This window comes from Pseudomonas syringae, from assembly GCF_002157375.1.
GTDB lineage: Bacteria > Pseudomonadota > Gammaproteobacteria > Pseudomonadales > Pseudomonadaceae > Aquipseudomonas > Aquipseudomonas syringae_T.
In genome coordinates this window covers 131930-145836 of the sequence record NZ_MTSA01000007.1, presented here as the reverse complement: position 1 = coordinate 145836, position 13907 = coordinate 131930, and the positions used below count along the sequence as shown (strand labels likewise).

Sequence of the window (13907 nt, the reverse complement as noted above, 5' to 3'; positions counted from 1 at the left end):
GGACCTCTGCATGACCAAGAAAGCGATTATCCCTGCCGGTACCACCAAGCCCATTGCCCCGTTTGTGCCGGGTTCGATGGCCGATGGCGTGCTGTATGTCTCGGGCACCTTGCCGTTCGACAAGGACAACAACGTGGTGCATGTCGGCGACGCGACCGCGCAGACCCGTCATGTGCTGGAAACCATCAAAAGCGTGGTCGAAACCGCCGGCGGCACGATGGACGACGTCACCTTCAACATGATCATGATCCGCGACTGGGCCGACTACGCCAAGGTCAACGAGGTGTACGCCGAATACTTCGCAGGCGAGAAGCCGGCCCGTTACTGCATCCAGTGCGGACTGGTGAAACCCGAAGCCCTGATCGAAATCGCCAGCATTGCCCACATCGGCTGAACACGCCTATCAAAAAGCCGCCCCTAAAACCGACCTTAAGCCCGCCCGGGAGAACGCGCATGTACCATGAAATTCACCGTTGCCAGCACGCCGACGCGCCGCTGCTGGTGCTCAGCTCCGGGCTGGGCGGGTCCAGCCGTTATTGGGCGGACGACCTGGCGGTGCTGACCCGCGACCATGATGTTCTGGTTTACGATCACGCGGGCACCGGGCGCAGCCCTGCGGTCCTGTCGCCTGAATACTCGATCCGCCACATGGCGGTCGAATTGCTGACCCTGCTCGACTCGCTCGGCATCCGGCACTTCCACTTCATGGGCCATGCGCTGGGTGGGCTGGTCGGTCTCGAACTGGCCCTGTTACGCCCGAAATTATTGCAAAGCCAGGTGCTGATCAATGCCTGGAGCCGTCCGAACCCGCACAGCGCACGCTGTTTTTCCATCCGCAAGAAACTGCTGCTGGACAGCGGGCCGCACGCCTATGTGCAGGCACAGGCGCTGTTTCTGTACCCGGCCGACTGGATTGCCGCCAACAGCACCCGGCTGGCCGATGACGAAGCTCACGCGCTGGCGCATTTTCCCGACACCGAGAACCTTCTGCGCCGCATCAATGCACTGGAGACGTTCAACGTCGAAACCGACCTGGCTGATATTCACGTCCCGACCCTGCTGATTGCCAACCGCGACGACATGTTGGTGCCCTGGCAACAATCCCGGCATATGGCCGAAACGCTGCCGGATGCCAGGCTGGTGCTGCTGGAATATGGCGGCCACGCCTCAAGCATCAGCGACCCGCCGCCTTTTCAACGGGCTGTTCTCGATTTTCTGGGCTCGGTCCGAAAAGTCGGCGAGCGCAGCCACTTTACGCACGAAGTCTGAATGCCCTTTCTGAAAGGAATCTCGCCATGCCCGCCCATCCAGATCAAACCAGTCCGATCCTGCCCGCCGACCGCGCAGCGGTAAGCCAGTCGGCCTTTCGCGAGGCCATGTCCGGCCTTGCCGCAGCGGTCAATATCATCACCACCGACGGCCCTGGCGGACGAGCCGGCTTTACTGCTACGGCGGTGTGCAGCGTGACGGACCAGCCACCGACACTGTTGGTCTGCATCAATCGAAGTGCGTCGGTTTATGACACCTTCATCGGTAACGGCACGCTGTGCGTCAACACCTTGGGGAACAGTCAGCAGGAATTGTCCAACCTGTTTGGCGGCAAAACCTCACAGCCGGAACGTTTTGCCGCGGGCCGTTGGGAAAGCGGAGTGAGCGGCGCGCCCATACTGGACGGTGCCAGACTGGCGCTCGACTGCAAGGTGACTCAATCAGTCAGCGTCGGCACTCATGACATTCTTTTTTGTGAAGTACTGGATATCAGGCATCAAAGCGAATCTGACGCGCTTGTGTATTTCGGCCGCCGATACCATCACCTGCCGGGCACAGCCGCCACGCTCTGAGGACGGTGTTTCATTGCATGGCAACGTCAGAAAACCCGCGCATTGTGTGTTTCGCTTCACGCAGGCAGAGGCCTTCTACGAGTTGTTGACGCACAATAAATAGACATGATTTTTTCCCTGTCAGCCCCGTATACTGGCATATTGAGATCAGGACGATCCTTGAAGTCAACGAGGTGAAATCATGTCGATCAATCACAAACACCCGCTGCTGGCCCACCCTGGCAGTCGATCAAAGACGCGCAGTTTCCCTTTCTCATCGCCCATGTCCCTGCACATGGGTATCTGGATATGCTGAAAAAAATACCCGTTACCCAGCTTGCTCTGGGCATGCATATTCATAAATTCTGCCGCCGCTGGACCAATGATCCGTTCTGGACCAGCCTGGTCGAAGTCATGCTCGATGACGCCGACGTGCTGAAGCGCATTCAGAGATCGGGCACCAAAGAAGTCTGGATCGAAACCGGAAAATGCCGCGTGATCGAGCCGGTGGCGGCCCCTGCCTCTTCCGGGCCTGAAACGTCTGTGTCTGATACCGCTCCGGTCAGCCTCGACAAGGAAGTGCTGCGTGCTCGGGCCATCTGCGCCAGGGCCAGGAACGCGGTCATGAACATGTTCACCGAAGCGCGCATGGGCAAGGCGATGAACGCCGAAAACGTGCAATTGCTGGTCGAAGAAATCTCCAGCTCGATTCTGCGTCACCCCCATGCACTGATCAGCCTGTCGCGCCTGAAGACGGCCGACGAATACACCTATATGCATTCGGTGGCCGTCTGCGCACTGATGGTCGCCTTGGCCAGGCGCATGGGCATGCCGGACGAACAGATACGTCAGGCAGGCGTGGCGGGGCTGATGCACGATGTCGGCAAAATGATGATCGACCCGGAAGTGCTCAACAAACCCGGACGGCTGACCCATGAAGAATTCGAGATGATCAAGGCCCACCCCGAACTGGGCGTGAATATCCTGAGAAACAGCCAGCCGGTGGCGAACGTGATCATGGATGTTTGCCTGCATCACCATGAAAAAGTCGACGGCTCGGGCTACCCGCATGGCTTGCAGGGCGATCAGATCAGCCTCTTTGCCCGCATGGGCGCGGTCTGCGACGTGTATGACGCCATCACCTCCGACCGGCCTTACAAAAAGGGTTGGGGCGTTGCCCATTCGATTCGTCAGATGGCGTCGTGGAAAGGTCACTTCGACGACGGCGTGTTTCAAAGCTTCGTCAAGACGGTGGGCATCTACCCTGTCGGCACGCTGGTAAGGCTGGAAAGCGGACGGTTGGGCATTGTGGTTGACCAGAGTGAACAGTCCTTGCTGAAGCCGAAGGTGAAGGTGTTCATGTCAGCTCATACCGGCAAGACCTTCGCGGCCCAGATACTCGATCTGGAGGACGCTGCAGAATGCGACGCGATTGTGAAAATCGAGTCGCCTGACGATTGGGGGCTGGAGAACGTTGACGCGCTGTGGGCAGGAAGCCCGAGCTGATCCGCGCCCGCCCGTCACCCCAACAAGCCCAGCACCTTCGCCCTCGCCACCGCTTGCGTACGCCGCTCGACCCCCAGTTTGCTGTTGATGTGGCTGGCGTGGGTCTTGACGGTGTGCAGGGAAATGAACAGTTGCTCGCTGATTTCCTGATTGGAGCAACCCTGTGCAATCAGGTGCAGCACGCCCAGTTCGCGCACACTCAGGCAGTCGCTGCCATGCGCAGGCTCGGGCGCCTGCGGTACGAAGCACGCGGGAAATGTTTCCAGCAGCGCGTTACGCACCTTGCAAGGTGGCGCCTGGAGCAACTGCTCGTGCAGCCACTGCGCCTGTTCGCCCAGGAGAATCCTGAAAGGCAGCAGCGCGCCTCCGGCAGCCACGCGCAGGCAGCGCAGCAACAGATGACGGGCTTCGTCATGGCGTGCCTGAGTCAGTAGAAGGCTGATCTGTTGGGTCATGGCGATCAGCTCGAGCAATTGCGCACCGACGTCACGGGCACGTTGCTCAAGTGCCCGCAGGCGTTGCTCACTGGCGATAGCGTCGCCCTGTATGCGCTCTAGCACGGCACGCTGCAGTTCGATGTGCTGCGGCAATTGCGGATGGCACTCGGGAGCGGCTGCGCCGAGGCCTGCGTTGTACGTCTGGGTCAGGCGCAGCAACCAGGCCTCGGCCAGGTCAATGCGCCCCTGCAACAGCCACAGCTCGCATTTGACCAGCGTGATCATGGCCAGGTAGTAGATCGGCGGCACGTCCCAGATGTGCATCAAGCGCTCGGCCTCGGCCAGTTCGGCGAACGCCTCGGAAAACCGGCCGGCACAGCCCTCCATCGTGGCAATCACACAATGCCCGATCAGCACGCTGATGTCCCGACAGGCGCGCGCCTCGGCCAGTCCGGCCAGCAACAGGACCCGGCCTTCGTCCACCTGCAGACGCAAGGTCAGCAAGTAACCTTCATACAGCGTCAGGCGTGCGCGCACGGCATACAGCCTTACGGCAGACAGCCCCTTGAGGCGCTGCAGACCGCGCCGCACCTCTTCAAGTGCGCGAACCACTTCGCCTCGAGCCTGCAAGACCCTGGCGCGGTCGTAATGCGCCAAGGCTTCGAACAGCGGATTGGCGACCCGCTGCGCCAGCTCCAGCGCGTCGCGGTTCAGCACCCTCGCCCGCCACAGATCACCGTCGGCAATCGCCAGGTTGGCCAGCGTCGAAAGGCACACCAGCCGTTGGCCGTAACGCTTTTGAGGCAAGGTCAACAGGGCTTCAGCGCAATAACGCTCGGTCTTTTCACTGTCGCCGCGTCCGCGCGCAATGATGCCACTGAGCGCCAGCCACTGGGCGAGCATGGATTTCTGCGCCGTCGCCGAAGGCGCAGGCAGGAACCGGCTCAGTTGATTGGCCAGCTCCTCGGCGGCGTCCAACTGACAGGCCAGCCCCAGTGCCCAGGCGTACAGGACGATCAAACGTGGCGTGCTGGTCAGCAGGTCATCCGGGAGGTCCATTTTCCAGCGCAGCAGCATGCCGACGTTCTGCTCGGCCAGCAGTTGTTCTTCGGACAGGTTCTGCACCAGATTGGCGGCTACATCCAGGTGCCCTGCGCGCAGGGCCTGCTCGACCGCTTCGTCCAGCAGACCCTGGGCACTGAACCAGCGGCAGGCGTTGAGGTGCAGTCGGGTGGGCTGCGGCCCCGCCGCCTGACGGGCGCGCAGCAGATCGGAAAACAGATGGTGATAACGAAACCAGTGGCCCTGTTCGTCCAGCGGCACCAGAAAGACCTGATGCGCCTGCAAATAACGAAGCATTTCGGCGCTGTCATGGGTGTCCCGCGCGGCATTGCACAGCTCGGCGCAAAACCGCTCCAGGCAGGCGGTGTCGTACAGAAACGCTTGAACATCGGCCGGCAGGCAGTCAATCACTTCTTCGAGCAGGTACTCGCGGATCAGCACTTCGCTGCCCCGCAACGCCTGCGGCAACGCGCACTCCTCACCGGCTTCGGACGCCGCCAGCAGCCAGAATCTTAAACCGGCGACCCAGCCTTCGCTGCGCTGAATCAGGCTCTGCAGCGTTTCGCTGTCGAGCAGGCGTCCCGGTTGGGCCAGCACCGCAACGGATTCGGCATGGGTCAGGCGCAGGTCCTGTTCGTTGATTTCAAGCAACTGCCGGGTCAGACGCAAGCGCGCCAGGTGCCAGTCAGGACGTTGCCGGCTGGTGACCATGACCACCAGCCCGACCGGCAGATGGTTGAGGAAAAATTGCAGGCAGCGGTCCAGCACCGGGCCTTGCGCCAGATGGTAGTCATCCAGCACCAGCAACAGCGGTTTGCTCAACATCAGGTGCATGGCCAGCTCGTCGAGCAGGCTGTCGAGCCATTCTTCGAACGCGAACGGTTGATGACGCTGACGCATCTTCAACAGGCCCATCGCCTGGGTGCCCAATTGCGGGAAAAACTGTTGCAGGCTGGACAGCAGGCGCTCCAGAAAGCGGCCCGGATCACTGTCTCGCGCACTCAGCCCCAGCCACACGTTCTGCCATTTGTCCGGCAAGCCCTGGCAGAACTCGACCGCCAGCGAGCTCTTGCCAAACCCGGCTGGCGCGCACACCAGCAGCAGCCGCCCGCCCAGCCCCTCATCGAGGCGCTGACACAGGCGGGAACGAGGAACATAACCCTCGGGAAGTGGTGGACGGAAAAATCGCCCTTCCAACGCAGGAATCGCGCTGTCTGTGAACCCTTGCATTCGGGACAGATCAGTCATGGGCGGCTCATGTGGGAATCGTGTGTTTCGCCATCGCGGTGTTCGGAGACTAGCGGGTAAATCTCCACTTTTGAAAGTTCATCACCGAAAAGACTGTAACAAAATTCCTACAGCTTATAAGACCGATACACAGACGCAGAAAAGCCCCATTCATGGGGCTTTTCTGCGAACTGGCTGCTTGTCGGCGTGCGGCCTGTATCAGCCCGTGTTACACGCCTTCGGTCAGCGTACGCCCTCCTGACGCAATGCGTTCGGAGTGAAGTCGCTGGTGCCTGCCGTGAAGCCGAACTCGTAGGCTTTCTTTTCCTCGTTTTTCATGCCCAGCGCCACATAGCGACCGGATTGCAGGTCATACAGGGTTTCGATCGCATACCACGGTACTTGCTTGTCGTAGTAGTTCTCGGAGTGCGCCTCGGCCACACGCCACAGCTGGCCGCGACCGTCGTAATGATCGATGACAGCGGCTTGCCAGGTGTCTTCATCGATGAAGAAGTCGCGCTTGGCGTAAATATGCCGCTGGCCTTCCTTGAGGGTGGCGGTCACGTGCCAGACACGGCGCAGTTCGTAGCGAGTCAGGTCCTGATTGATATGGCCGGCCTTGATGATGTCGGCATACTTGAGTGTCGGGTCATCGAGCTTATGGCTGTTGGACGCGATGTACATTTCCTGCTTGCCGATCAGTTTCCAGTCGTAGCGGTCGGGCGCACCGTTGTACATGTCCAGGTTATCGGAGGTCCGCAACCCGTCGGACGCCGTACCCGGCCCGTCATAAGACACCTGTGGCGCACGACGCACACGTCGCTGGCCGGCGTTGTACAACCAGGCCGAGCGCGGTTCGGCCACCTGATCCAGGGTTTCGTGTACCAGCAGCACACCACCGGCCAGACGCGCCGGAGCGGTGACTTCCTGCTTGAAGTAGAACAGCACGTTACCCGGATTTTTCGGGTCGAAATCCCTCATCTTGTCGCGGAACACGAACTGATCAGAGAAGTACACCAGGCTGTAGGAGCCGTTGGGCTGCGGCGTGGCCTGAGTCACCAGACGTTTCACGCTGCCGCCACGGTAGCGGGTAATGTGGTTCCAGATGACCTCGACACCGCTGGCCGGAATCGGGAACGGAATGGCGGTATCGAAGTTTTCCAGCCCACTGCCGCCACCGACCAGCTTGCTGGTGGTGGCGTTTTTCTTGATTGCGGCGAACACGTCATCCGGCACGGTGGCGCCACGGTGAGTCGGGTAAACCGGAATGCGGTAGCTGTCCGGGTAGCGCTTGAACATCGCGTATTGCCCGGGCGCGAGCTTGTCCTTGTACTGCTCGACGTTGGCCGCTGTGATGATGAACAACGGCTTTTCACTGGCGTACGGGTTGGCAAGGAAGCCCTTGCTGTCGACCGCCCCGGCGTTTTTCGGCATCGGGCTCCAGGCCGGAATCGTATTCGCGGCGTTGCCGGCCTTCTCCGCGCCCATTGGCGTCAGGGTCGTCCCCAGCTTTGCCGCTTCGGATTCGGACACCGCAGCCATCACTCCAGTGGCCAGCAGCGACAGGCCCAGTACACCGGCTTGCAACAGACTTTTTGTTATTTTCATGTTCATCGTCATCCTGAAAACCATGTGCTTAGAAGTTCATGCCAAAGCTGAGCGCCACGAAGTCCCGGTCATCGACGGTGGTGTATTTGCCGTCAAAGAAGTTGGTGTAGGAAAGGTTCGCGGTGTAGGTGTTCTGGTACTCGGCGTCCAGCCCCAGGCTGACGGCCTTGCGCCCTTCCTCGAAGTTGCCGCCAGGTCCCGGCGAATAGCCCTTCACGTCATGCGACCAGGCGACACTCGGCCTGAGGTTGACCCCGGCAAAAACACTGTTGTAATCCCAGATGGCACGACCGCGATAACCCCACGAGTTGGCGGTAGTGAAACCGTCGTCCTCGCAATACCGGGTCAGGTTGTTCTGCTCGGCGCCGGTCAGCGTGCCTGCGTTCAACGTCGCGCACTGACCGCCCGGCAGCGGGCCAGGCCCATAGACAGGGTCGCGGCCGTAACGGATTTTCGAGGTACTTTCCAGGCCACCCACGTGGGTCCAGCCCACTTCGCCGACCAGGGTCAGGCGTTCCGCCCCCATGACCTGATCGAAGAACTGGGTGAAGGTTGTTTGCAGCTGAGTGATTTCCTTGCGGCGGTAACCGGGCTGATCGGTATTCGGTTGCCCGCTCAGCAGCGATACGTTGGGGTTGAGCGGGGATATGCCGGAATACAGGATGTCGGTGGTGTTGACCTGAATCGGCGCGTTAGGGCGGTAGCTGATCTCGCCGCTCCACGCAGTGCCGGTGGGCAATGTGGTCGAGAAGCTCAAACCGTACAGGCGAATGTCTTCGGGGTATTCGACGTAATAGCTGGAGTTGCCTGCCACCACCACCGGCAACAACGTCGGTGCCAGTCGGGCCGCGGTTGCGGCAGGAATACCGTTGCGAACCAGCGAGCCGACCAGCCCTTGCGGACTGAACGACGCAGCCGAACCACCGCGGCCACTGAAAATCGGCGCACGGCTATGGTAATTCATCATGTATGCGCCGAACTCGGTGTCCAGCGGTTCGTAGTTGTAACGCAAGGCAAACCCGAACTGGCCGCTGTCGCGCGCGTCGCGGTCAGGGCCTCGGCGCACGACGGCACCCTCATCCGGGTTGCCGAACACCACGCCCTGCTGCGACAGCGAATTGAACACCGCGCCACGCGCACCCGCCGGCAAACCGGCCGCCGTCAACGAGCTGTTCAGGCCGCTGCGACTGCGCAGTACGGCCAGATTATTGTTGCAGCCGTCGGCAATCACGTCCGGTTGCGAGAAGAAGGTGCCGCAGTTGTCGACGACGGTCTGGTCCCATTCAAGCTGATAGAAACCTTCGGCAGACAGGTTATCGGTCAGGCTTTGCGACAGGTAGAACATGTTGACCGGAATCAGGCCTTCCTTGATTTCCGAACCTGGACGCCGAAAGGCCGAGACATCGACCGGGTTGACGCTGTTGATACCGCCCTGGATGAAGGTACTTTCGCCCCAACTGATGACCTGCTTGCCGAAGCGCACGGCACCCGGCTGATCGGCAATCGAGTAGTTGTGGTAGACAAAGGCGTCGAGCAACTGGAAACCGGAGGACTTGGCGCCCTCTTTGCGGCCAGAATCGCTGATGTCCTTGAACTCGCGGTTTTCGTCCTTGAGTTCGAAGTCGTACCAGTATTTGCCGCGCATGAAGACGCCGGTATCGCCGTACTTCAGTTCCAGATCATGAATGCCCTTGAATATCTTCGAAAACGTCTCCCCACGCTTGAAGTTCAAGTGGCCATCATCGGAAGTCTGCGACAACCCACGCCCGCCGTTGTTGGCCCCGATCAGGTTTTTGTTGGCATTTTCAGTCGACCAGCTCGCGCCCACCGACAGCGATGAGTCAAAGCTGCCTTCGATCTCGCCAACGTTGAACGTCACGCCGAACGCCGGGCCGGCCAGTGACGAAGCAAGGCTGACGGCCAGCGGCAACTTGGCCCGGCGCCAGAATGGGTATGTGGTTGTCATCGACGCTACTCCGTGTGTTTTATTGTTATGGCGGTGGGGAACTCAAAACCGACTCAGTCATTGAGTCCACTCACGCAGCCAGGTCCGCTCTTGCTCATTCCCTGTGCCGACTATAGCCAGCAGGCTACGCCGCTAGATCACTCTAAAGTGTGATTTGCAGGACCAACGCGTCTGGCCCGCCCGTTTCCGGGAGGGCACGCAAAAACGCATGGCGGGGAGGATGGCTTAAATTGGAAATTTGGCAAGTCGCCAATCAGAACCTGCGACCCAGACACTCGCCGCACCCGACGGGCACGGCCAGCAACCGGTGTCAGAGGGTGGACAGAAACGCGCTGTTACTGTTTTGCCATTCCGCGATGTCCAGACGCATGCGCTTTTTGTCGAGCTTGCCGACGCTGGTCTTGGGAATTTCCGTAACAAGCGCGATCTGGCTGGGAATGGCCCACTTGTTGATGTGACCTTGCTCGACAAATGGCTTGAGGTGTTCTTTCAGGCCCTTCGCATCAAGCTGATGCCCCTCACGAATCACCAGCAGAGCAAACGGTCGCTCGCCCCATTGCGGATCGGCGATTCCGACCACCGCCACTTCGCGCACGGCCGGATGCCGGCTGCACAGGTCTTCGAGCTCCAGCGAAGAGATCCATTCTCCTCCGGTCTTGATCACGTCCTTGATCCGATCGCGAATATCGATGAACCCCATACCGTCCAGTGTGGCCACATCGCCCGTGCGCAACCAGCCGCCGGCCCACAGTTCGGCGCCTTTCTCGGGTTCGCGAAAATAGCTTTCGGTCAGCCAGGGCGCGCGCAACACCAGCTCGCCCTGGGTTTCGCCATCGGCCGGCAGAAAATGGCCCTGCTGATCGATGATCGCCGCCTCTACCAGCATGCCGGGCACCCCGGCCTTGATGCGATAGGTAATACGCTCGTCTTCGCTGCCGGCTTTCAGCTCTTCATTGATGTGCGCCACTGAGATCAGCGGCCCGGTTTCAGACATGCCGTAAGCGGCAGTCAGCTGGATGCCCCTGGCCTTGGCGGCCTGATACAGACTGCGGGTCAGGGCACTGCCGCCAATGATGATTTTCCAGCCGCCGAAATCTGCGTTCTGGGCGCCCTTGGCATTCAGCAGCATTTGCAGAATGGTCGGCACGCAATGGGAGAACGTCACTTTTTCCTTGCGCCACAATTCCACCAGCAGCTCGGGATCGTAACGGCCGGGGTAGACCTGCTTGAGGCCCAGCATGGTCGCCGCATACGGAATACCCCAGGCATGCACGTGAAACATCGGCGTGATAGGCATGTACGCGTCATCGGTGCCGAGCAGCCGGGTGCTGTCGACGCACCCCATGATGGTTGCCACGCCCAGCGTGTGCAGGACCAACTGACGGTGGGTGAAGTAGACGCCCTTGGGGTTGCCGGTGGTGCCAGTGGTGTAGAACTTGGTGGCCGCCGAGTCTTTGACGAAATCCTCGAATTCATAACGGGGGCTGGCGGCCGACAGCAGCGTTTCATACTCGCCCACCAGGTGGGGTAAATCGGCGGTCTTGTCCGGCAGATCGGTCAACAGCAAGGTCTTTTCGACCGTGCTCAGATGACCCGACATGGCCTTGTACAGGTCTACAAATTCGCTGTTCACCAGCACCAGCCGGTCATCGGCGTGATTGATGGTGTAGGCAATCTGCTCCGGGGAAAGCCGGACATTGACGGTGTGGATCACCGCACCGATCATCGGAATCGCGAACATGCATTCCAGGTAGCGGTGGCTGTCCCAGTCCATGACGGCCACGGTGTCCCCGGCTTTCACGCCTGCCGCCGTCAAGACGTTGGCCAGACGGCAGATACGCTCATTGAGCGTCGCGTAGGTGTAACGGACAGCATCACGGTAGACAATTTCACGCGTCTTTTCATAACGACCGCCAGACAGCAGCAGGCGTTTGATCAACAGAGGGTACTGGTAAGCGCCATCGGCTGGCGGAAGAACGCGAGTCTGTAACATAGGAGTCCCTTTCAAAGTCCACAGGCGAGGCTGGAAATATGGACTCTAGAGCCTCCGGCTGCCAGTGAAATCGGTCAAAGGAATGATTTGTCGACGTGCATCGGCCCAGCTCGCCGGACGGGTGAAAGCCTGGGTTCACCCGCGCCTTTCAGCGAACTTCGGTCAGCGCCAGCTTGATGCCCAGCGCGACCAGCACACCGCCCATTGCGCGATCAAACCAGTGCCCCATGCGCGCGAACCCGGCGCGCACCCGCGCCTGGCTGAACAGCCTTGCCACCAGGCAGAACCAGACCGCCGTCGCGACCGCGAGATAAACACCGTAACCGCCCTGCACCAGCAGCGGCGTGTGCGGGTTGATCACCACAGTGAACAGCGACAGGAAAAACAGCGTGGCCTTGGGGTTCAGGCCGTTGGTGACAAAGCCGCTGATGTATGCACTCCGAGCGCTGCGCTCGCCAGGCGTCGTCTTGATCGACGCCTCGTCGCCTGCCGCAGCCGGCTTGGCGCGCAAGGCTTTGATGCCGATGTAAAGCAGGTACGCGGCGGCGGCCCATTTCAGCGCGTTGAACAGCACGATGGACTGAGAAACGATGATTCCGATACCCAGCAGCGAATAACCCACGTGAAGGAAAATGGCCGAGCCGACACCCAAGGCCGACCAGGTACCCGCCTTGCGCCCGTGGGTCACGCTTTCCCGCACCACCACGGCGAAATCAGGGCCGGGACTGGCAACGGCCAGCAGGTGGATCAGCGCAACGGTAAGAAATTCTGGCCAGTACATGAGGGACCTCGTGGAGGGTTGACGTCAGGCTTGCCAGACTACGCCCTCTGACGTGTTCGCAAAAGGTGCTGGCGTTTTTGTGAGGCAGGGAGTGCGGAACGAGGTATTTGACTATCGTGCGACGCTCCGCGTCGCATGCCTTTCCGGACGCTCCGCGCCCTCCTGGCGACGCAGAGCGTCGAGAACTGCATTCCCACGCGGAGCGTGCGGAACGATACCTCACCTATCGTGCGACTCCCCGCGTCCTCCTGACGACGCAGAGCGTCGAGAACTGCATTCCCACGCGGAGCGTGCGGAACGATACCTCACCTATCGTGCGACTCCCCGCGTCCTCCTGACGACGCAGAGCGTCGAGAACTGCATTCCCACGCTGGAGCGTGCGGAACGATACCTCAACTATCGTGCGACGCTCCGCGTCGCATGCCGTTCCGGACGCTCCGCGTCCTCCTGACCCATATCCTGTTAGACTGCGCGCTTTTTCAGGAGCCATCCCATGGACCCGCGCAGTGAAGTGTTACTCCGTCAGGCCGAGCTGTTTCAAGGCTCGCTGCTGTTGGTCGGGCTGCCTGCCGATGACCTGCTCGGAAAACTGCCGAAGGCACGTGGCTGGTGCTGGCATGCGGGTGATCAGGCGGCGCTGGATGCTCGTTTTGAAGGGCGTGTGGACTTCGGCGTTGAAGCGCCTGAGGCTGCCTTCGACGCCGCCGTGCTGTTCCTGCCCAAGGCACGCGACCTGACCGATTACCTGCTCAATGCGCTGGCCTCTCGCCTGGCCGGACGCGAGTTGTTTCTGGTCGGCGAAAAGCGTGGCGGCATCGAAGCGGCTGCAAAGCAACTCAGCCCCTTCGGACGTGCGCGCAAACTCGACAGCGCCCGACATTGTCAGCTCTGGCAGGTCACCGTCGAGAACGCTCCGCACGCCGTTACGCTGGAAAGCCTCGCCAAGCCCTATCAGATCGAGTTGCAGGATGGCCCGTTGACGGTTGTCAGCCTGCCGGGCGTGTTCAGTCATGGCCGCCTTGATCGCGGCTCTGCTTTACTGCTGGAAAACATCGACAAACTGCCGAGTGGCAACCTGCTCGATTTCGGCTGTGGTGCCGGTGTGCTTGGCGCAGCGGTCAAGCGTCGCTACCCGCACAACGACGTGATCATGCTCGATGTGGATGCCTTCGCCACAGCCAGTTCCCGCCTGACCCTGGCCGCAAACGGTCTCGAAGCACAGGTTCTGACCGGCGACGGAATCGACGCCGCACCGATGGGTTTGAACACCATTCTGAGCAATCCGCCGTTCCATGTCGGGGTTCATACCGACTACATGGCGACAGAAAACTTGCTAAGAAAAGCACGCCAACATCTGAAATCAGGCGGCGAACTGCGGCTGGTTGCGAACAACTTCCTGCGCTATCAACCGCTGATTGAAGAACATGTCGGGTACTGCCACGTCAAGGCTCAGGGCAACGGTTTCAAAATCTACAGTGCCAAACGCTCTTGAAAATAAGCACTTGCC

General features: G+C 60.5%; 10 protein-coding genes. 5 read left to right on the top strand and 5 right to left on the bottom strand.

Translation table 11 applies throughout. The annotated features are described in order from the left end of the window. Window positions 1-10 precede the first annotated feature (10 nt). From rutC to BW686_RS10780, 4 genes are all read left to right on the top strand, one after another. Window positions 11-394, top strand: coding sequence for a pyrimidine utilization protein C (rutC, locus tag BW686_RS10795; RefSeq protein WP_002552194.1), 384 nt, complete (start codon window positions 11-13; stop codon window positions 392-394). A gap of 59 nt (window positions 395-453) precedes the next feature. Continuing rightward, on the top strand, window positions 454-1269 hold the full coding sequence (rutD, locus tag BW686_RS10790) for a pyrimidine utilization protein D (RefSeq protein ID WP_084916395.1): 816 nt from the start codon (window positions 454-456) through the stop codon (window positions 1267-1269). A gap of 26 nt (window positions 1270-1295) precedes the next feature. Further along, a complete protein-coding gene (gene rutF, locus BW686_RS10785; RefSeq protein WP_084916392.1) occupies window positions 1296-1841 on the top strand; it encodes an NADH-dependent FMN reductase RutF in 546 nt (181 codons plus the stop codon). 288 nt (window positions 1842-2129) lie between these two features. Continuing rightward, on the top strand, window positions 2130-3326 hold the full coding sequence (locus BW686_RS10780) for an HD-GYP domain-containing protein (RefSeq protein ID WP_084916389.1): 1197 nt from the start codon (window positions 2130-2132) through the stop codon (window positions 3324-3326). A 14-nt stretch (window positions 3327-3340) separates the two neighbouring features. On the opposite strand, the gene BW686_RS10775 is transcribed toward BW686_RS10780, so the two are convergent. From BW686_RS10775 to BW686_RS10755, 5 genes are all read right to left on the bottom strand, one after another. Beyond that, window positions 3341-6073, bottom strand: a complete 2733-nt coding sequence (locus tag BW686_RS10775; protein ID WP_084916386.1) for a LuxR C-terminal-related transcriptional regulator — start codon at window positions 6071-6073, stop codon at window positions 3341-3343. 222 nt (window positions 6074-6295) lie between these two features. Further along, the gene (locus tag BW686_RS10770; protein ID WP_179149236.1) at window positions 6296-7660 is read right to left on the bottom strand and encodes a DUF1329 domain-containing protein; all 1365 of its coding nucleotides are present in this window, start codon (window positions 7658-7660) and stop codon (window positions 6296-6298) included. Window positions 7661-7688: 28 nt separating this feature from the next. Further along, window positions 7689-9626, bottom strand: coding sequence for a DUF1302 domain-containing protein (locus BW686_RS10765; protein ID WP_084916381.1), 1938 nt, complete (start codon window positions 9624-9626; stop codon window positions 7689-7691). Window positions 9627-9936: 310 nt separating this feature from the next. Then, complete coding sequence (locus BW686_RS10760; protein WP_084916377.1) at window positions 9937-11619, bottom strand: fatty acid--CoA ligase; 1683 nt, start codon at window positions 11617-11619, stop codon at window positions 9937-9939. Between the two features lie 148 nt (window positions 11620-11767). Further along, window positions 11768-12400 carry a LysE family translocator gene (locus tag BW686_RS10755; protein ID WP_084916373.1) on the bottom strand — a complete coding sequence of 211 codons (633 nt, stop codon included), beginning with the start codon at window positions 12398-12400 and terminating at the stop codon, window positions 11768-11770. Between the two features lie 493 nt (window positions 12401-12893). Here BW686_RS10755 and BW686_RS10740 point away from each other — a divergent pair, with 493 nt between their 5' ends. Beyond that, a complete protein-coding gene (locus tag BW686_RS10740; protein WP_084916367.1) occupies window positions 12894-13892 on the top strand; it encodes a class I SAM-dependent methyltransferase in 999 nt (332 codons plus the stop codon). Window positions 13893-13907 lie beyond the last annotated feature (15 nt).